The organism is Sinobaca sp. SA16-1, assembly GCF_059510515.1.
The window spans coordinates 330430-349420 of the sequence record NZ_JCAKFL010000005.1 but is presented as its reverse complement, the minus strand read 5'-3'; the positions used below and the strand labels follow the sequence as shown (position 1 = coordinate 349420).

Here is an 18991-nt window from a genome sequence, read left to right as displayed (position 1 = left end):
CTGCTGTAAAAAGCATACGTAAATAATCTCTGATTAGTTCATACTATTTATTTTTAATTACTGATTGACTAATTTGTATATACAAGCTAATATAATTGTAAGCGCATTACTTGTATATACAAGCTATTGCAATTTTTATTTTTCATAAAAAATGAGAACGTTTACCAGGAGGGATCTTATGGCTAAAGTAACAAAAAAATCCGTAGAAGAAATTGTTTCAGCGGTAGGCGGCGCAGACAATATTCAATCTGTTACCCATTGTGTGACGAGGCTTCGATTTATTCTTCATGATGAAGCGAAAGTCGATCAGGAGACGCTCGAAAACATTGATATTGTAAGAGGCTCATTTTCATCAAGCGGCCAGTATCAGGTCATTATCGGCCAGGGGGCGGTAGAAAAAGCCTACGCATTTCTACAGGAAATCACCGGCAAAGAAGGTACTTCCAAGGAGGAAGTAAAAGAACAGGCAGGGAAAAAACAAAATGCTTTTCAGCGTTTTATCCGCATGCTCGCAGACATATTCATTCCTATTCTTCCAGCCATCGTAACCGCGGGTCTTCTGCTGGGGATTAACAATATTCTCACAGGGCCGGGAATCTTCTTTGATGAACAATCCATCATCGATGTGTATCCTCAGTGGTCAGGCATAGCTGCAATGATCAGCGTTATCGCCAGTGCAGCTTTCGTGTTTCTGCCGGCATTAATCGGCTGGTCTGCAGTAACGAAATTCGGAGGCAGCCCGCTGCTGGGTATTGTGCTTGGTCTAATTCTCGTTCATCCCGATCTCTTGAATGCCAACACCTATGCAGACGCAAGCGCAGCCGGTGAAGTGCCGGTTTGGAATTTATTTGGACTTGATGTAGAAAGTATTGGTTACCAGGGTCAGGTTCTTCCTGTGTTATTAGCATCCTACGTTCTTGCGAAAATTGAGATTTACTTAAAAAAACGAGTACCGGATGTTATTTCCATGCTCGTCGTAGCACCTGGTGCCCTTCTCATTACCGGTCTGTTGTCATTTATTATCATTGGCCCTGTAACGTTCGCCATTGGTAACGCCATTACAGATTTCTTTGTGGCAACGTTCGATTCATTCGCGCTGCTCGGTGGTCTATTATACGGCCTCCTGTATGCGCCGATGGTTGTAACCGGTCTTCATCATACGTTTTTAGCTGTTGACCTTCAGCTGATTGGATCTACCGGAGGTACCTTCCTGTGGCCGATCCTGGCATTATCCAATATCGCCCAGGGTGCTGCAGCGTTTGCCATGATTCTTGCTACAAAAGATAAGAATCTCCGCGGACTTGCAAGTTCGTCCGGCATCTCTGCATTTCTCGGCGTAACAGAGCCTGCATTATTCGGGGTTAACCTGCGCTTTCGCTTTCCGTTTGTCTGTGCCATTATAGGCTCTGCCATGGCATCGATGTTTATTACAGTAAACGGAGTCCTTGCCACTTCAATCGGAGTTGGAGGTATTCCCGGCGTCTTCTCGATTTTCCCGGAAGACTGGATTCCTTTTATTATCGGCATGGTCATAGCAATTGTCGTTCCATTCGTTCTTACTATTACGTACGCTAAAGTGAAAAAAGTAGAAGTATAATCGTCTGCCGAACAGACTCATAAAAAAACAAAACTGGAGCATTTCCCTTATTTATACTAAAGTAAATAGGGGAAATGCTTATTATTACAGCAAAGGTGGGTTTCAAGATGGCAGATTGGTGGAAAAAATCAACGGTTTACCAAATATATCCGAAAAGCTTCAATGATACGCAGGGTAATGGACTTGGAGATATACAAGGTATTATCGAAAAACTGGATTACCTAAGAGATCTGGGTGTAGATATTCTATGGCTCACCCCTATTTATGAATCACCCCAAAAAGATAACGGCTACGACATCAGCGATTATTATTCCATTTATTCAGAGTATGGAACGATGGCTGATTTTGACCGCCTTCTCCACGAAGCACGGCGCAGGGATTTAAAAATCATTATGGACATTGTGGTCAATCATATCTCCACTGACTCTAAATGGTTTCAGGAAGCCCAGTCGTCGAAAGATAATAAATACCGCGATTACTTCATCTGGAAAGATCCCGTTAATGGAGAAGCCCCAAACAACTGGAAATCAAAGTTCGGCGGCTCCGCCTGGGAATATGATGAAGCCTCCGGACAGTATTACCTTCACCTTTTTGATAAAACTCAGGCTGATTTAAACTGGGAAAATGAGAATCTGCGCGAAGATATTTACCGGATGATGAATTACTGGTTCCAAAAAGGAGTCGACGGCTTCCGTCTTGACGTGATTAATTTAATTTCAAAGGATCAGTNCTGATTTAAACTGGGAAAATGAGAATCTGCGCGAAGATATTTACCGGATGATGAATTACTGGTTCCAAAAAGGAGTCGACGGCTTCCGTCTTGACGTGATTAATTTAATTTCAAAGGATCAGTCTTTCCCAAGCGACGATGGTTCTGTACCACCCGGCGACGGGAGGAAATTTTATACGGACGGCCCGCGCGTGCATGAATATATGAGAGAAATGAATGAACACGTATTTTCTAAATACAACAGCGTCACGGTAGGCGAAATGTCTTCCACAACGATTGACCACTGCATCAAATATACAAATCCGGAACGTCGTGAGCTTGATATGACATTTAACTTTCACCATTTAAAAGTAGACTATCCCAACGGGGAAAAGTGGAAGCTTGCACCGTTTGACTTCTTGGAGCTGAAACGGATTTTGTCCACCTGGCAGAAACGCATGAATGAAGGCGGCGGCTGGAATGCTTTATTCTGGTGTAACCACGATCAGCCGCGGATTGTCAGCAGATACGGAGATGACGGCACCTACCGAATCGAATCCGCCAAAATGCTTGCAGCCACTATCCACATGCTTCAAGGCACTCCTTATGTGTACCAGGGAGAAGAATTCGGCATGACCAACCCTGGTTTCAACCGCATTGAAGATTACCGCGATGTGGAAACACTTAATGTGTACGAAGAGCTTCTTACTTCCGGCCTGACAAAAGATGAAGCATTAACGATCATTAAAGAACGCTCCCGTGATAATTCCCGTACGCCTGTGCAGTGGAATGCTTCAGAACACGCAGGCTTTACAAACGGTACACCATGGCTCTTCCCTGCTTCCAACTATAAAGAAATTAATGCGGAGCAGGCGGTCGCTGATGAGAACTCCATTTTCTATTTTTACCAGGCGCTCATTAAGCTTCGAAAAAAGTATGACATTATTACAGAAGGCGACTTTACGCTGCTTTTGAAAGAAGACCCGTCCATTTTTGCTTATGTGCGATCGACGGAAAATGAAAAACTCGTTGTTGTTAACAATTTTTACGGTACCGAAACGAAGGCGCTATGGAGTACAGAGGAGAAAGAACACTTGAAAGGCAGTGCAGAACTGCTTTTATCCAACTACAAAGATAGTGCAGCCGTACCTGATAACATATCGCTTCGTCCTTATGAAACAGCGATATACAGGATAATAAATGAATAAGACGAGCTGGTGATAGCATGAAAAATAAATACATTCTTATTTACGATGAGCTGGCTAAAGAAATCAGCAGCGGAGTATATCAGGCTCAGGAACTTCTCCCTTCTGAATCCGAACTGACCGAAAAATACAGCGTTTCAAGAGAAACCATCCGCAAAGCGTTAAAGTTATTATCAGAACACGGCTATATTCAGCGGATTCAGGGCAAAGGATCTGTGGTGCTGGAAATAGACAAAGTAAACTTTCCTATTTCCGGTCTTGTAAGCTTTAAGGAGCTTGCCGATAAGCTGGGACAGAGAGCCTCTACTTCTGTCATAAAGTTTGAAACGATTCTTCCTACTCCTTTTCTTGAAAAAACGCTGGATATTGATTCAGAGGAACCGCTCTGGAATATTTCCAGAGTAAGGGAAATTGATGGGGAACGAATTATCCTGGACAAAGATGTCATTCTTAAACGGACGGCTCCTGCACTTACAAAAAAAATCTGCGCCTCTTCTATTTATGAATATTTGGAAGATACGCTGGCGCTTACGATCAGTTTCGCTAAAAAAGAAATCACTGTCGAAGAGCCTACAAAAGAAGATCGGGATCTGCTGGACCTGGATGGCTTTTCCACGATTGTCGTCGTTAGAAACTATGTTTATCTCGATAATGCCCTGCTTTTTCAATATACTGAATCAAGGCATCGTACCGACAAATTTCGTTTTGTTGATTTCGCAAGACGGAACAGATAATAGTTCAGGACCCTGTTAAAAGGGTCCTGTTTTTTGTTCAGGCGTGCTGCGCCCTTTCAAAAGGTGAAATATACGCCTATCCTGTGATACGATAGGAAGGAAAGCAGGTGAACATATGTTTGAAATTAAGCCTTATCCTGAATTTTCCTGGTCTCTTTCCAGACACAAGACACTGCTGAACTGTGCAAGGCAGTATGCCCACCAATACTACTCGGCTCACAACGGCTGGCTCCGTCAGGCGGAAGAGTCGCAGAAGCATGCGTACCGGCTGAAAAATATTACGAACCTGGAAATGTTTTTCGGCTCGCTCGTGCATGATAAAGTCGAACATATAATCAATGAGTTCTATAAAGGAAATCCTCCTGCAGATGAAGAAACGTTAAAAAAAGAAATACGCAGTGAGCTCAACAACGGGTTTCTCGAAGCGGTTAACGAAAAAGAAATATGGTGGAACCGTCCTAAGAGAGGGACGATGTTTCATGAAATATACTACGGGGAAGCACCGGTGCTTCCTAAAGAAAAAATCGAAAAAATAAAACAGCGCCTGGAACTGGCATTTGCTCATTTTTTTACAAGCAAAACGTATCGGGAAATAAATGAACACAAAGAGTCGGTTCATTTCATGGAGGCGGAACAGTTCAGGACCATTCAGCTGAACGGGGAAAAAGTCTACGTCGTTCTTGACTTTCTTTATCATCATAAAGAAACGGATGTATGGACAATCGTGGACTGGAAAACCGGGAAAAAGTCAGCAGAGGATCCTCACCAGCTCGCATTATATGTGCTGTACATTCTGGAAAATTACCCGGTCCCGGACATTGACCATATTGTTATCCGCAATGAATATCTGCTGGAAGGCACGCACGAAGAGCATGTATTAACGAATGAAGTGCTCGAAGAAGTCCAGCAGTTAATGAAAACAAGCGTCAGCCAAATGAAAAATTACCTGGAAGACCCTTCCTTAAACAAACCGCTCCCTGTTGAGCAGTTTCCGCAGACAACAGAGTATCAGCGGGCCTGTACGCGCTGCAATTTCCATGAACTCTGCTTTCCCGGAAAAGTTCTTTTTAAATAGGATCAAATAAACAGCCGGATTTCCATCCGGCTGTTTTTCTTACAGCAGCGGTTCAGGGCTGCTGACAATCATCTCTCCCCTGCCTTGAAGTACAACATTTTTGAGGGTCGCAGGCAGAATAAAATGATCTCCTTTTTCTGCTTTAACTGTCTTTTCCGCTGTTTTTATATCCACATGTCCTTCAGTCACGCTTACCAGCTGATAACTTGAGGCAAAATCAGGCTCGTATGCTCCATTTACCCGGAGGTGAAGCACAGAGAAGAATGGAGACGACACGAGCTGTTCCACTTCAGCCTTATCTGTCTGCACGACTTTCTTTCGTTCCGGCTGCGTGTTTTCGTGAGGCGTTTTTGTTACATAGATTGATTTTTCTGTATGAAGCTCTCTTTTGCTGCCATCCGGATTCTGCCGGTCATAATCATACACCCGGTACGTCGTGTCCGAACTCTGCTGGGTTTCCAGAATAAGCGTTCCTCTGCCGATGGCGTGAATGGTCCCGCTCGGCACATAGAAAAAATCACCTTTTTGAATAGGGACTTTATGCAATAGACGCTCCCATGCACTCATCTTCATATATTCACTTAATTCTTTCTTTGTTTCGGCATGGTGGCCGAGAACGAGTTCTGCCCCTTCCTCTGCTTCAAGGACATACCAGCATTCTGTTTTCCCGTAAGCTTCTCCCCGTTCAAGCTCCTGCGCCTCGGTGTCATCGGGATGAACCTGAACGGAAAGATCTTCCGCCGCATCCAGTATTTTTACTAGTAAAGGAAATGTTTCTTCTTTAGGATGCCCGAATAATTCCGGGTTCTCCGACCAGAGGCCGGAAAGTCTGCTTCCTTGAAGCGGGCCGTTTTTAACATAACTTTCTCCGTTAGGGTGGGCGGAAATCCCCCAGCACTCCCCTGTTTTATTTGATGGGATATTATACCCGAATTTGGTGTGAAGCTGTTCCCCTCCCCAAATACGTTCCTGAAAAACCGGTTCCAGAAAAATCGGTTCATTATACATAGGTGCCTCCTTTTGTCTGCTGCTGTATTATGTACTTATTCATTGTAAAAAAATTCGGAAGAAAAGAAAAGCCGAAACCAGGCTTTCGGGCTCTGGTTTCAGCATGGAGGTCATACTATGAAAAAAATTGCTGTGATTCCGTGCGGCAAAAAGAAAATATGGGATATCGATCCAAAGGCAGGTCCTGTTTACGCAAAAGAAGCCTACCAGGGAGCCCTCCATAAAAAATGCGCGCGGTACGCCCGCTTTTATCACCTGTATCCTGTTATTCTTTCAGCTAAATACGGCTTTCTGCAGCCTGAAGATATAGTGCCGGGTAATTATGATACCGGATTTCAGCATCATACCGGCGTCATTAGTGATGCTGCTCTCGTCTCGCAGTGGCACATGAAAGGTTTTTCCAGAGCAGATACTATCGTCGTGCTGACCGGCAAAAAACATCAGCGTGTCCTGAATCGGGTCGTTGACACACCACACGAGTGGGAATTTCCCTTATCCGATGCCCGCGGTATTGGCGAGATGCTTCAAATACTGGATCGATCGGTACAGCGTTAACGCTGTACGTCAGCTCCGAGCGTGTTTTTAAAGTGGCTCAAAGCCCATTCATGGCCGGTTTTATTAAAGCTTGCGACATGCGCCTGGTCCACTTGAATACGAAACCCTTCATTATAGGCGTCCACTGCAGTATGGAGAATGCAGATATCGGTACATACGCCTGCCAGCGCAACCGTATGAATGTCTTTTTGGCGGAGCAGCAGACCGAGCGGGGTTCCGGCGAACGCACTGTATCTGGTTTTGTCCAGCCAGTGCACGTCCGGTCTGTCTTTAATCGATTCATACAACCTTTTCACTTCCCCGAACAATTCCCGGCCCTGCCCCCCTCTTATATTGTGAGGGGGGAACAGCTCGGCTTCCGGATGATCCGGTTCTTCTTTTTCATGAAGGTCTACAGCAAAGAAGATTTCCTCTCCTCGTTTCACTGCCTCCTGTATCCGTTCAACGACCGCCCCTTCAATTTCACGTCCGGGAGCGCCGCACGTTAACGCTCCGTTTTCTGCTACAAAATCGTTCGTATAATCAACAACCAGCAGTGCTTTAGACATAGCCGCCTCCTTTTTATAACCTCATAGCCCCGTCAATACGGATAATTTCCCCATTCAGCATAGGGTTGCTGATGATATGCTGGACCAGGCTTCCGTATTCTGTAGACTTTCCAATCCGGTTCGGAAAAGGAACTTTTTCTCCCAGGCGTTCCAATGCTTCTTTCGGAAGCGGATCATAAAGAATCGTTTCGAATACGCCGGGGGCTATAGTCATCACTCTTACTCCGTACCTTGCCATTTCCCGGGCGGCCGGAAGCGTCATGCCGGCGACTCCGCTTTTCGAAGCGCTGTAGGCAACTTGTCCAATACGGCCTTCCAGTCCTGCGATAGAGGCTGTATTTATAATAACGCCCCGCTCTTTATCTTCATTAGGCTCATTATGGCGCAGCTTGTCTGCTGCGAGCCTCATCATATTGAATGTGCCTACTAAATTAACTTCGACGACTTTTTTAAAATGATCGAGCGAATGAACGCTTTTCTTGTTTAGTATTTTTTCTGCTACTCCAATTCCAGCTGCATTTACAAGGCCATGAAAGCCGCCAAAGTAATCTGCAGTTTTTTCCAGGCTTTCCAATGAATCCTTTTCCGATGTTACATCCGTTTTTAGGAACAAGGCGTTTTCCCCCAGCTCTTCAGCCAGCTGTTTTCCTTTTTTACTATTTGTATCAATAATGGCCACTTTTGCACCGTGCTCTACCAACACTGTTGAAGCACCCCTGCCGAGCCCGGTAGCTCCCCCTGTTACGACAAACACATGATCTTTAATATCCATTTGTATCCCTGCTCTCTATGTAGTATCCATACTATATGCATCTTCTCCTTTAATATTGGCTGTTTATATGAAAATACCTTCTAAATAAAAGAATAATTTTTAAAAGCTTAAAAGAAGGGAACGTGTTATTTAGCGGCAATTGAGCTAAAATAAGAATATCTACACATAAAAGTCAGGATAAGGCAGGTGAACAGGCTATGAAAAAACAAACAGCTTGGATGATTATCCGTCTGCTGCTAGTAATGGGAACAGTTGCTGCTGTTCTGTGGGCGACGGCCTTTATTTTTTCTCTTACTTATCCATTTTGGATTGCTGCTTTTTTTGCCTGGATTCTTAAGCCATTATCTACATTTCTGCAGACAAAGCTGCGCTTTCCCGCCGGTATCGCTGCAGTAACCACTCTATTGTTTGGCATCGCTGTCATAGGCGGCGTTATTACCGGCATTACATTTCTTGTTATTGATCCTATTCAGCGTTTCGCCGAGCGCGCTCCTGCTATTATGGAAGATGCTTTTTATCAAATCCAGGATTTTCTGGACACCACTATTCTGCCATTTTGGCAGCGTATCAGCGGAATTGCAGATGGGATCGGTGGAGCAGGCGGCGGCCTGCCTGAAATTGGAGCGGAACTCGGCGCCGGTCTCAGCCGCCTTGCTCAAAGCGCCGGTGATACTGCTACACAGCTTGCTTTAAGCATCCCTACTTTCCTGGTGGCATTTCTGTTTGTACTTATTGCTATATATTTTATTGGGAAAGACTGGGGACGAATGTCAGACGGGATTCGAAAAGCTCTTCCTGACCAAATTGTTCTGAAAATGAAAGAATTTTATAAAGCGATGTGGGTTCGGGTCTTTGGCTATATAAAAGCCCAGCTTATTTTAATGTGCATCACAGGAATTATCGTATTTATCGGCCTTCTTGTACTACAGGTGGATAATGCCGTTCTGCTTGCCCTTATTATCGGGCTGGCTGAATTTCTTCCCTATCTGGGTACCGGTACTATTCTCATCCCGTGGGGTGTGTACTTGATTATTACCGGTAATTTTGGTCTTGGCATCAGCTTAATCATTTTATACGTGATCATTCTTGTGGTCCGCCAGGCTGTTGAGCCGAAAGTTCTCTCCTCTAGCATGAATCTCAACCCTATCGCTGTTCTCGTGTCTTTATTTGCAGGACTTCAGCTGTTCGGTGCTTTAGGATTTATTATCGGCCCTGTTATTCTCGTGATTATCGTAATCTGTATTGATATTGGCGTCTTTAAAGCGCTGAATCGTTTTATCAGGGAAGGATTTGTATAAGAGAATTGTTTTTAGGGGCACAGAGAAGGGTATTGAAAGAAAACGACTATAAGTAGAAGCGGAGAGAATACAAATGGGACTATTGTCAAATAAAATTGCTGTTGTAACAGGGGCAGCTTCAGGTATTGGGCAGGCTACTGCCATTAAATTTGCAAAAGAAGGTGCAAAAGTAGCGCTTATTGATCTGCAGGATACCCAGGAAACAAAGCGTTTGATTGAGGAAGCCGGCTCAGAAGCCCTCTGTTTTGAAACAGATGTTTCCGACCCCGGGCAGATGGAGGAAAGCTTTTCGGCAGCTGCAAAAGAATGGGGCCGCATTGATGTAGTCCTTGCCAATGCAGGAATGAATGGTACTGTAGCCCCAATTGAGGACATGGAGCCGCACAAATGGGACAAAACCATTGAAACCAACCTGCGCAGTACATTCTTATCCGTGAAATACGCGATTCCCCATATGAAAGAACGTGGCGGCAGTATTATTATTACCAGTTCTGTGAACGGAAACCGCACTTTTTCCAATATGGGCATGACTGCGTATTCTTCTTCCAAAGCAGGACAAATGGCATTCGGCAAGATGGCCGCGCTCGAGCTTGCCGGTTATAAAATACGTGTTAATATCATGTGTCCGGGCTATGTGGAAACCAACATATTTGACCGTACGTATACAGAAGGCATCGAAAAAATTGAACTTCCTGTAAGAACAGAAATGGATGAATCTGCGGATACATTGTTAAACCAGCCTGCGAAAGCAGAAAAAGCCGCTGATTTAGTATTATTTTTAGCTTCGGAAAATTCTTCCCACATCTCCGGATCTGAAATCTATCTGGACGGCGCACAATCTCTAATGTAATTCAAATAACAAAGGACTGATTTATTCTATGGAGTTAACAAATAATGAAATTACAGCCATTCAAAACCAGGTACAGAATCATACCATTACTCTTCCGGACGGAACAGTCCTTCCAAGTCTCGGTCAGGGTACATGGCATATGGGCGATGACCCTGAACGTGAGGCGGACGAGATACAAGCGCTACAGCTCGGATTACAGCTTGGCCTCCGCGTGATTGATACGGCGGAAATGTATGGAGATGGCCGTGCTGAAAAAGTGACGGCAAAAGCGCTGAAACATTCCCGGGAAGATGCTTTTCTTGTTTCTAAAGTTCTTCCTTTCAATGCCGGCAGAAAGCACCTGCAGGCCTCTTTGGAAAAAAGCCTCTCCAGGCTGCAGACCGATCACCTGGATCTTTACCTGCTTCATTGGCGGGGGAGGGTTCCTTTGCAGGCAACTGTAGAGGAGATGGAAAAAATGAAAGCTCAAGGTTTGATTAAACGCTGGGGCGTATCAAATTTTGATACTGCAGATATGCAGGAGCTCAATCAAGTCACCGGCGGGCAGGCATGTGCGGTGAACCAGGTGTTGTATCACCTCGGCTCCCGCGGCATCGAATACAGCCTGCTGCCCTGGATGAAAGAGCGTGCGATTCCTGCTATGGCTTACTGCCCGCTTGCACAGGGCGGAAACCTCCGCCGTCAGCTGTTAACTAATCCTTCTGTAAAGAAAGTCGCTGCCTCTCACCAGGTTACAGAACTGCAGATTTTACTTGCATGGAGCATCCGCTCCGGGCATGTGCTTAGTATTCCTAAAGCCGGCAGACAAGAACATGTTCTGCAGAACGCCCGGGCAGCCGGCATTAACCTGACAGAGGAAGACATAGTGGCGCTGGACAGCGCCTTTCCTGCCCCATCCCGTAAAGAACCACTGGATATTGTATAAAAACAGGCCCGCGCTTTTTAAAAAGCACGGGCCTTCTTTTTTATTCCGTCGTTTCTTTCCAACCTTTTTCAAACAGCATTTTGCCGGGCCATGTATAGGCTGTTAATCCTCCGTCGCCTGTAATTGTTTCTCCGGTTACAAACGAGCTGTCTTTTGAAGCTAAAAATAAAGCGATAGTCGCCATTTCTCTTGGATCACCAAGCCGGCCCATAGGTGTCACCCATTTCTGAGCTTCCCGGAAAGCTTTTCCGCCTTCCTCATTTTCTGTACCTGCCAGTTCCGATACTAATGGCGTTTCTATCGTACCGGGAGCAATTGCATTTGCTCTGATTCCTTGACGCCCGTAATCAATGGCAATGGCTTTTGTTAGATTAGTAACGCCGCCTTTAGCTGCATTATAGCCGGAACGATCCAGATCAGCGGCTGAACCGGACATGGACGAGTTATTTATAATAGATCCTCCCTTTTCCAGCATAAGCGGAATAATATATTTACTCATCAAAAAGGTACCGCGCAGGTCCACGTTGATAATCTCATCAAACAGCTCCACTGGATACTCGTGCAGCTTTCCACCTTTCCGGTCGATGCCGGCGTTATTAAACAGCACGTCAACTGTTATATACTGCTTTTTTACTTTTTCCGCGAATTCGATTACCTCTTTATCTTTAGACACATCCAGCGCATATGCCCGGGCTCTGCCTCCAGCCTGCTGTATTTCTTCAGTCAGTTCTTTGACCTGATCTTCGTTCTTATCGGCACACAGCACTTCTGCTCCTTCTTCTGCGAATAATACCGCCGTAGCACGACCAATACCCGTAGCCGCTCCGGTAATAACTGCTGTATAATTTTCCAGTCGTTTCATAATGTATACCCTCTTTTCTGTGGATTGCGTATGCTCTTTATTCATACCACTATCCACGGATTATAAACATGTCACTGCAGCTGTAATCGCTTACTATCAGGGGTTTTATACTTTTTTGTATATTATCAATAAAACCGGCATGAAGTGCTCTGCCATAAAGAATAAGCTCTTTTTTTAAGATGGGAAAATGGGAATACCAAACACAAAATGAAGAACAGCAAACACAATAATAATGAAAAGAACACTTCCTGTAATCATATAAAGCGCTTCTTTTCCCTCACGGTAATCCTGCTTTGCCATGAGCCTCCCTCTTCCTTTCCTCCGCTTCAATCTATGCGTTCACTATTAAAAAAAGAGCCTTTACCCCGGCTATCAGGTAAAGGCTCTTATCTTTCATAGAAAAAGGGCTTTACCTGGATTAACAGGCAAAGGTCTCGCAAACAACATAATGCTGCCAGTCAGGCCGGCGGCACCTCAGCGCCACGTAATGACGACATAACTGTAAGCTACTCCCCTTTGGTATGAAAAACATAGATTGTTAGATAATAATAGGCAAAAATCTACTTTCTGTCAATAACTAAATGGACGATTTTGGATCTTAAGAAGAAACAGCATTTTTTTCATATGCTCTTACTTTCCACATAGCAGCCATCCCTAGAATCGGTCCTATGCTAAGAATAGCAAACACCCACTCCCACCCCATCCACGTCTGAAAAATCGGAATCAGATTAATGGAAATAACCGATATTAAAAATCCGATGCACATTTGAAAGGTTAATGCAGTCCCCGTATATTCCGGCTCAGCAAAATCGGAAACAGCGGCGGAGAACTGGGCGGAATCAGCTATGACCGAAGCGCCCCAGATGACTGCCAGTATAATAGTGAGCCAGACAGCAGAACCAAATGTCCAGCCAATGCTTATCGCGCAGGCAGCGCTTATCCCCATCGCTGCAATAGTAAGTAAGGATCTTCCTATTTTATCTGCAAGTAAGCCCCCTGCTATGCATCCCACCGCCCCGGCCGCTCCAATAGCTGTAAAAGCAGCGGCGATGCTCCATTCATCCGGAACAGCAGACTGGGCAAAGCTTGCAGCCAGAAAGGCAGGCAGCCATGTCCACATGCCGTACAGTTCCCACATATGACCAAAATAGCCGTAGTTGGCCAGCATAACCGGCCGGTTTTTTATTACGTTGGATAAAAGCCTGATTGAAAAAACAGAAGGATTCGGTTTCACCGGTGCTTCCCCTAACGCTGCATACATCAATACGGCAGCCGTAAACGCCAGTGTCGAACTTAGAATCAGTACCATCCCGGCATCAGCACCGGCTGTAAATAAAAATAGGGCATGCGGAAGAGAGGTACCGAGGGTCAAAGCCGCAATCAAAATACCAATAGCTAAGCCGCGCTGCTTTGGAAACCATAAAGAAATCAGTTTCACCGCCGGCGGATATACGCCGGCAAGAGCCGCGCCGGTAAGCATTCGTAAAAGCAGGCCGATAAAAATCGTATCCGTAAATAAAAGCAGTATATTCAATATACCTCCTGCCAGCGCAGACAGGGCAAATAGTTTTCTTGTATTAAAACGGTCGGCCAGGCCAAGCAGAGCGCTGACAAAAGCTCCGGCTACAAACCCAACCGGGACGGCTGCAGAAAGCCAGCCCTCCATTAACGGGGTCAGCCCCCACCGCTCTCTTAAATCTTCTGCAATCACTGAAGCACTAAACCATAGACTTAAGGAAAAGAAAACAGACACAGAAATAATAAGTAAAGCGTACCACCGGTTTTTTTTCACCGCTGCTCCTCCTTCCGGTACGAATCAGGCAAAAATGAAACACCTTGTCTGCACAAGGTGCCCGGATTCACCCTAAACGTTCAGCAGAGGAAAGAAGACCGGCTCCAATCACGCCTGCGTTCCCTTCTAATTCTGCCTGTACCACCAGACACCTGCCTTTTAAACTTTTATACAAATACTCATTTATTCTTTGTTCCAGAACCTCTACAAGAAATGGATTGTACTGGATGACTCCTCCTCCAAGCACGATAAGCTCCGGATTTATCGTTAAATAAATATTGGCTATCCCGACCGCCTGGTATTCAATAATGGGATTCAGTGCCTGTACTGCTTCTTTATCGTTTTTCCAGTACGCCTCAAATAGTTCTCCGGCATGGCTCTTCTCCCCATAGAGTTCTATAGCTTTTTCCTTCAGAGCTGTGCCCGAAGCCGCCTGCTCCCAGGTTCTATCCTTCGGGGAAGGATGCTCTGTACGCCCCATTCTCATAAAGCCTACTTCTCCGGCAGCACCGAGCGCCCCGGAAAGAAGTGAATTGCCGATAATAATACCAGCACCAATGCCGGTGCTGATGGTAACGTATATCATACTGTCTGCCTGTCTCCCTGCGCCAAGTTCATGTTCAGCAAGCGCTGCAGCATTTGCATCATTATCGAGCGTAACAGACAGACCTGTTGCGTTTTCCAATTCTTTTTTAAACGAAAAACCATGCCATCCCGGAAGATTCGGCGGATCCAGAATCGTTCCACTCCAAGGATCAAGCGGCCCGGGAGCCCCGCATCCAATCGTTTGAGCCTGATGGTCTCCAAACGAATCTATCATTTCCTTTATCTTCTTTATACCTTCTTCGGCTGTACCCGGAGTAGTACTGGATTCCATCTGCTTTATTATTTTCTTATCTTCGATAAGGGCGGTACGAAGACTCGTACCTCCCAGGTCGATGCCAATTTGATATGTGCGGGTCATATACAGCTGTCCTTTCTACACTATATTACAGCAGTAAATATGCTATAAGCGTTCCCATTCCTCCATATAACAGAGCAAATGGCATATTTCGATAGGTGATTTTATAAGGGTTCTGCATCGTGTTCTGCGCAGTCATCGTTACTGTTATTCCAAACGTACCCACAGTAGCTGTCGCCAACCCGCCGGTAATTAATACGATCCCAATACTTAATGGGTTCATCGTTTCATAAAGAGGCGGCAGGATCTCCATAAGAATGCCTATCGTGGCGATTGGATGGACACCGACCATTGATAACCCTAAGTACGTAAACTGGATCAGCAGCAGGATCGCAAGTGGAAAGCCCGAGGCGGCTTCAAAAGGAGTCTGCATCAACGTCAGTACAGGCGTTTCATTTAAGCTGCTTGAAAACAGTCCCAATGCAAGAAACAACACAACAAAATTCTGCATGTTCGTTGTTCTCTGTTTCCACATCGACCAGCCGACGATACGGAATGTGCGCCATCTCCGAATCACAAAGGCCCAGCAGACAGAAAATGGAATCAGTACAAGAGTTACAGTTAATATGAAGTTAAACCCTGTCCAATTGCCGATTAATAAAACAGCCAGCAGAAACACAGACAGCGCAGCAAACAATTCAATAATTTTAAAAATCAGCGTTTTCCAGTTAATTGATTCATTCATTACTTTCTGATTGGCCGGTGTGTAAGAATGTTTCCTGAATTCCATCCGCCCCCACAGCATTTCAATTCCCAGAACCAGAAGGGAGCAAAGCAAAAGCCAGGGAAGGTAGGCTACGTACCCTACACCTGTTGCATCAATTGTAATCGCAACCATAATTTCCATTGGACTCCAGGCAAGAGCTATTGCGAATGCCCGCAGTGTCGTTCTGCTGACGAAAGACTCTCTTAGCTTTTTCGACACAGCTGACAAATTATCCTGCAGAACCTGCTGGGAAAAAGGGAGCGCTGACAAGTTAATAAAACAGACAAGCAGGTAAGAGGTAAGCGAGCTTCTTGCGTACAGCTTTCCCAGGTCATCTACATCTGCTCTTAAAAGCTGGCTGATCTTTCTGTCGAATCTTCCTGCATGGACGACACTGTTCATCCACGGCAGCACAGCCAGGAAAGCCAGCAGCTGCATGTTCGATGTTAAAAAAATAGGAATTTGGGCAGCACTTTCTCCACTAATGACAAATAAAATTATACCTGCGCTGATAAAAAAAGTTCCCAGAATTTTAAACAGCCTCGAAGCAGCCGCAAACGATATAATAAATACCGGTATCGCTATAATGCCTGCTGTATAAAGCAGGATGTTATGATCAAGAAATATGTTTACGAGATAAATCCCAAGCATCAGGGTATAAATAATATATCGATTTTCATTAACTAAAGCTTTCATTCATAACGTCCTCTCTCCGTCGCAGCGCTCCTTTAGTCTGCCACAGGAAGGATATTTAGACAATAAAAAACACCAGCCGTTTCCGGCTGGTGTCTGCGCTGTATTATGCTGCCTTATCTAATTCTTCTTTCATTTTATCTGAGTAGCCGAATAACCATGTTAACGTAAAGGCCACTGCTGCTGAAAGAAGGTTAACGACGATATAGAGAAGAATTTGTTCATTCAAGTAGAGCAGGGTACCCGGAACTACTGTAATTGCCATACCTGTGGCTTCCATCTGGAAAAGAGACGCTGTAAAACCACCGACACCGCCCCCAATTAATCCCATAAGGAAGGGCTTTACATAACGGAGGTTAACACCAAAGATGGCAGGCTCCGTGATTCCGAGAAAAGCGGAAAAGGAAGATGGCAGAGCCAGTGCTTTCAGCTTTTTCGATTTGGTTTTTAAACCCACTGCCAGAGCGGCACCGCCCTGAGCCGCAATACCACACGTAATAATGGCATTAAACGGGTTGGAACCGAACTGCTCGAGAAGCTGAATCTCTAAAAAGTTAAATACATGGTGCACTCCTGTAATAACGAGAACCTGGTGGAAGAAGCCAATAATCAGGCCACTGATGCCAAACGGCGCCTCTAACAACGCTACTGTTCCTGAAAGAACAAGATTTTCCAGGCCGTGCATTACCGGTCCAATAAGGAAAAGTGATAGGAAAATCATGACGAGTAGTGTTAAGAATGGTGTGACAATTAAATCCAAAGCTTCCGGAACTCTTTTTCTAAGCTGCTTTTCAAACAGTGCTCCAAGCCACCCGGCAATAAAGGCCGGCAGAACAGAGCCCTGATAACCGATTACCGGGATGAAACCGAAAAAGGTAAGCGGATCTGCCACGCCCTCTCCTACTTCATAAGCGTTAGGAAGAGAAGGGTTGACGAGCATGAGTCCCAATACAATACCGATGATTGGGCTTCCTCCAAACACCCTGAAGGCAGACCATGCTATCAAAGCCGGAAGAAAGGCAAATGCTGTATCAGTCAACACTTGTGTAAACGTTATCAAATTAGCCGGTACGTCGTCAGGCGTCAGCCCAAACCATCCAAGCACAACTTCCTGCAGCAGAAGCCCTCTGAGTCCCATAAAAAGTCCTGTTGCTACAAGTACCGGGATGATAGGAACAAATACATCCCCAAACGTCCGAATTGCACGCTGAAACATGTTTCCCTGTTTTTTTGCTTCCTGCTTCTGTTCAGAACTCGTGCTTTCCGTTACCCCAAGCTTAGAAGCTTCTTCATACATTTTATTTACCGTTCCGGTGCCAAAAATCACCTGATACTGGCCCGAGTTATAAAAAGCGCCTTTTACTTTATCAATATTTTCTACACTATCCTGGTCAATTTTCTCTTTATCATGAACCATTATCCGAAGCCTTGTTGCACAATGAGCGACGGAAGCAATATTCTCTTTTCCCCCTACCGCTTCAATCAGTTCTTTTACAATAGCCTTATTATCAGCTGCCATTTTTCACCCTCCTGTTTCCGTTTGAGCTTCTTTGGAATCGATTCCAAAAAGAAGTAAAATGATAGTCGACCCCTCTTTGGAATCGATTACATTCTTATCATAAGCTATTTCTTTCTATAAGTCCATACTTTAAAATATTTTTTTTATTCTTTTTAACAGCTGGATTTTCCATTTCTTCCAGTAAGGTTCTGGCCGCTTCTATCCCGGCCTGTTCGTTGTAATAATCCACTGTAGTGAGTGCCGGCTTCGCATATTGAGACAACTCTGATGCTCCAAATCCTGCAATGCCTACATCACCCGGCATGGCTGCCCCGATACGAGCAAGATAATCCGCTGCCCCGATCGCCATCCTGTCTGTTGCACATACTACACCATCAGGCTTTAACTCCGAACGTTCCCAAATGGTTTTCATTGCACTATAGCCGGACTCAATAGTAAATGCGCCTTCTGCCTGCCAGTCTTTTTCTACCGGAAGGCCTGCTTCTTCCAAGGCTTTTATGTATCCTTTTTTTCTCCAAAAACCGACGGCTTCATCTGTTTCATCTACGCTGATTAACCCAATTTTCCTGTAGCCTTTTTTTATGAACAAGTTTGTTAAGTCATACGCTGCCCGAAAGTCGTCGTACATGAGGCAGATTGCATCGGGGAACTCCTGTCCCACTACAATGACCGGTACTTTTGCTTCCGACACAGCTGTTTTTATCGGATTGAGAGTGTTCGTTGCCAGAAGAATAATGCCATCTACTCTTCTGCTTTCCAGCAGCTTGATATGCTCGACTTCTTTATCTATATTAAGGTCCGAGCTGGCAAGAAGGATTTGAAAGCCTTGTTTCCCTAACTCTTTATCTATACCCGATACTACACGCGTAGTCGTTTCCGTGCTGAGTCTCGGCAGGATGACCCCGATAACTTTCGTTTTTTTCGTCCGCAGTGATTTCGCGTTTTCACTCGGAATATACCCGGTTTCTTCTATTATCCTGTGAACCCGTTCTCTGGCTTCTTTACTTACAGCAGTAGATTCATTGAGTACCCTGGATACTGTAGTCCTTGAAACATTAGCCAATCTTGCAATATCCTTTATTGTTGTCATATTACCACTTTCCTTTTCTTCTCCCCGGAGTTTGCGTACTTTCTATATTTTATCCCCATTTTACCAGTTACTACAGAGTTTTTCCTGACTAA

At 44.9% G+C, this 18991-nt stretch carries 17 protein-coding genes and 2 pseudogenes; 9 read left to right on the top strand and 10 right to left on the bottom strand.

Annotated features, from left to right (window positions below):
* Window positions 1–178 precede the first annotated feature (178 nt).
* From treP to AC5W2J_RS15795, 5 genes and pseudogenes are all read left to right on the top strand, one after another.
* On the top strand, window positions 179–1597 hold the full coding sequence (gene treP / locus AC5W2J_RS15815; protein ID WP_496060423.1) for a PTS system trehalose-specific EIIBC component: 1419 nt from the start codon (window positions 179–181) through the stop codon (window positions 1595–1597).
* Between the two features lie 107 nt (window positions 1598–1704).
* A pseudogene (locus tag AC5W2J_RS15810) lies at window positions 1705–2313 on the top strand (alpha-amylase family glycosyl hydrolase); the annotation flags it as partial.
* 16 nt (window positions 2314–2329) lie between these two features.
* A pseudogene (locus tag AC5W2J_RS15805) lies at window positions 2330–3514 on the top strand (alpha,alpha-phosphotrehalase); the annotation flags it as partial.
* 17 nt (window positions 3515–3531) lie between these two features.
* Window positions 3532–4245 (top strand): trehalose operon repressor, encoded by a 714-nt coding sequence (gene treR, locus AC5W2J_RS15800; RefSeq protein ID WP_496060422.1) that lies wholly within the window; start codon window positions 3532–3534, stop codon window positions 4243–4245.
* A gap of 115 nt (window positions 4246–4360) precedes the next feature.
* Entirely contained in the window at window positions 4361–5320 is a 960-nt protein-coding gene (locus AC5W2J_RS15795; RefSeq protein WP_496060421.1) for a PD-(D/E)XK nuclease family protein, read from the top strand.
* Between the two features lie 39 nt (window positions 5321–5359).
* On the opposite strand, the gene manA is transcribed toward AC5W2J_RS15795, so the two are convergent.
* Window positions 5360–6328 (bottom strand): mannose-6-phosphate isomerase, class I, encoded by a 969-nt coding sequence (manA, locus tag AC5W2J_RS15790; protein ID WP_496060420.1) that lies wholly within the window; start codon window positions 6326–6328, stop codon window positions 5360–5362.
* A gap of 117 nt (window positions 6329–6445) precedes the next feature.
* Between manA and AC5W2J_RS15785 the strand changes: the two genes are divergently transcribed.
* Entirely contained in the window at window positions 6446–6883 is a 438-nt protein-coding gene (locus AC5W2J_RS15785; RefSeq protein WP_496060419.1) for a DUF6884 domain-containing protein, read from the top strand.
* Here the strand turns inward: AC5W2J_RS15785 and AC5W2J_RS15780 are convergent.
* Both AC5W2J_RS15780 and AC5W2J_RS15775 read right to left on the bottom strand, forming a co-directional pair.
* Entirely contained in the window at window positions 6880–7431 is a 552-nt protein-coding gene (locus tag AC5W2J_RS15780; RefSeq protein ID WP_496060418.1) for a cysteine hydrolase family protein, read from the bottom strand. The two genes, AC5W2J_RS15785 and AC5W2J_RS15780, sit on opposite strands and share 4 nt — an antisense overlap.
* Before the next feature lie 13 nt (window positions 7432–7444).
* A complete protein-coding gene (locus AC5W2J_RS15775) occupies window positions 7445–8203 on the bottom strand; it encodes an SDR family NAD(P)-dependent oxidoreductase (RefSeq protein WP_496060417.1) in 759 nt (252 codons plus the stop codon).
* A 197-nt stretch (window positions 8204–8400) separates the two neighbouring features.
* Here AC5W2J_RS15775 and ytvI point away from each other — a divergent pair, with 197 nt between their 5' ends.
* The 3 genes from ytvI (at window position 8401) to AC5W2J_RS15760 (ending at window position 11276) form a co-directional block, all read left to right on the top strand.
* Entirely contained in the window at window positions 8401–9501 is a 1101-nt protein-coding gene (gene ytvI / locus AC5W2J_RS15770) for a sporulation integral membrane protein YtvI (protein ID WP_496060416.1), read from the top strand.
* Window positions 9502–9574: 73 nt separating this feature from the next.
* Window positions 9575–10351, top strand: a complete 777-nt coding sequence (locus tag AC5W2J_RS15765) for an SDR family oxidoreductase (protein ID WP_496060415.1) — start codon at window positions 9575–9577, stop codon at window positions 10349–10351.
* A 28-nt stretch (window positions 10352–10379) separates the two neighbouring features.
* Complete coding sequence (locus AC5W2J_RS15760) at window positions 10380–11276, top strand: aldo/keto reductase (RefSeq protein ID WP_496060414.1); 897 nt, start codon at window positions 10380–10382, stop codon at window positions 11274–11276.
* A gap of 40 nt (window positions 11277–11316) precedes the next feature.
* Here AC5W2J_RS15760 and AC5W2J_RS15755 read toward each other — a convergent pair whose 3' ends face one another.
* From AC5W2J_RS15755 to AC5W2J_RS15725, 7 genes are all read right to left on the bottom strand, one after another.
* A complete protein-coding gene (locus AC5W2J_RS15755; protein ID WP_496060413.1) occupies window positions 11317–12138 on the bottom strand; it encodes an SDR family oxidoreductase in 822 nt (273 codons plus the stop codon).
* Between the two features lie 174 nt (window positions 12139–12312).
* Window positions 12313–12438, bottom strand: a complete 126-nt coding sequence (locus tag AC5W2J_RS15750; RefSeq protein ID WP_496060412.1) for a hypothetical protein — start codon at window positions 12436–12438, stop codon at window positions 12313–12315.
* Between the two features lie 298 nt (window positions 12439–12736).
* The gene (locus AC5W2J_RS15745; RefSeq protein WP_496060411.1) at window positions 12737–13930 is read right to left on the bottom strand and encodes an MFS transporter; all 1194 of its coding nucleotides are present in this window, start codon (window positions 13928–13930) and stop codon (window positions 12737–12739) included.
* 67 nt (window positions 13931–13997) lie between these two features.
* Window positions 13998–14894 carry an ROK family protein gene (locus AC5W2J_RS15740; protein ID WP_496060410.1) on the bottom strand — a complete coding sequence of 299 codons (897 nt, stop codon included), beginning with the start codon at window positions 14892–14894 and terminating at the stop codon, window positions 13998–14000.
* A gap of 25 nt (window positions 14895–14919) precedes the next feature.
* On the bottom strand, window positions 14920–16293 hold the full coding sequence (locus tag AC5W2J_RS15735) for a hypothetical protein (RefSeq protein ID WP_496060409.1): 1374 nt from the start codon (window positions 16291–16293) through the stop codon (window positions 14920–14922).
* Window positions 16294–16396: 103 nt separating this feature from the next.
* Complete coding sequence (locus AC5W2J_RS15730; RefSeq protein ID WP_496060408.1) at window positions 16397–17809, bottom strand: sucrose-specific PTS transporter subunit IIBC; 1413 nt, start codon at window positions 17807–17809, stop codon at window positions 16397–16399.
* A 97-nt stretch (window positions 17810–17906) separates the two neighbouring features.
* Window positions 17907–18899 carry a LacI family DNA-binding transcriptional regulator gene (locus AC5W2J_RS15725; protein ID WP_496060407.1) on the bottom strand — a complete coding sequence of 331 codons (993 nt, stop codon included), beginning with the start codon at window positions 18897–18899 and terminating at the stop codon, window positions 17907–17909.
* Between the last annotated feature and the right edge of the window lie 92 nt (window positions 18900–18991).

Excerpts from the sequence above, each read along its gene's own strand:
- AC5W2J_RS15730 (WP_496060408.1), bottom strand. The coding sequence starts at position 17,809 with ATGGCAGCTGATAATAAGGCTATTGTAAAAGAACTGATTGAAGCGGTA.
- manA (WP_496060420.1), bottom strand. The coding sequence starts at position 6,328 with ATGTATAATGAACCGATTTTTCTGGAACCGGTTTTTCAGGAACGTATT.
- AC5W2J_RS15765 (WP_496060415.1), top strand. The coding sequence starts at position 9,575 with ATGGGACTATTGTCAAATAAAATTGCTGTTGTAACAGGGGCAGCTTCA.
- AC5W2J_RS15740 (WP_496060410.1), bottom strand. The coding sequence starts at position 14,894 with ATGACCCGCACATATCAAATTGGCATCGACCTGGGAGGTACGAGTCTT.
- AC5W2J_RS15760 (WP_496060414.1), top strand. The coding sequence starts at position 10,380 with ATGGAGTTAACAAATAATGAAATTACAGCCATTCAAAACCAGGTACAG.
- AC5W2J_RS15785 (WP_496060419.1), top strand. The coding sequence starts at position 6,446 with ATGAAAAAAATTGCTGTGATTCCGTGCGGCAAAAAGAAAATATGGGAT.
- AC5W2J_RS15750 (WP_496060412.1), bottom strand. The coding sequence starts at position 12,438 with ATGGCAAAGCAGGATTACCGTGAGGGAAAAGAAGCGCTTTATATGATT.
- AC5W2J_RS15780 (WP_496060418.1), bottom strand. The coding sequence starts at position 7,431 with ATGTCTAAAGCACTGCTGGTTGTTGATTATACGAACGATTTTGTAGCA.
- AC5W2J_RS15775 (WP_496060417.1), bottom strand. The coding sequence starts at position 8,203 with ATGGATATTAAAGATCATGTGTTTGTCGTAACAGGGGGAGCTACCGGG.
- AC5W2J_RS15755 (WP_496060413.1), bottom strand. The coding sequence starts at position 12,138 with ATGAAACGACTGGAAAATTATACAGCAGTTATTACCGGAGCGGCTACG.
- ytvI (WP_496060416.1), top strand. The coding sequence starts at position 8,401 with ATGAAAAAACAAACAGCTTGGATGATTATCCGTCTGCTGCTAGTAATG.
- AC5W2J_RS15795 (WP_496060421.1), top strand. The coding sequence starts at position 4,361 with ATGTTTGAAATTAAGCCTTATCCTGAATTTTCCTGGTCTCTTTCCAGA.
- treP (WP_496060423.1), top strand. The coding sequence starts at position 179 with ATGGCTAAAGTAACAAAAAAATCCGTAGAAGAAATTGTTTCAGCGGTA.
- AC5W2J_RS15735 (WP_496060409.1), bottom strand. The coding sequence starts at position 16,293 with ATGAAAGCTTTAGTTAATGAAAATCGATATATTATTTATACCCTGATG.
- treR (WP_496060422.1), top strand. The coding sequence starts at position 3,532 with ATGAAAAATAAATACATTCTTATTTACGATGAGCTGGCTAAAGAAATC.
- AC5W2J_RS15725 (WP_496060407.1), bottom strand. The coding sequence starts at position 18,899 with ATGACAACAATAAAGGATATTGCAAGATTGGCTAATGTTTCAAGGACT.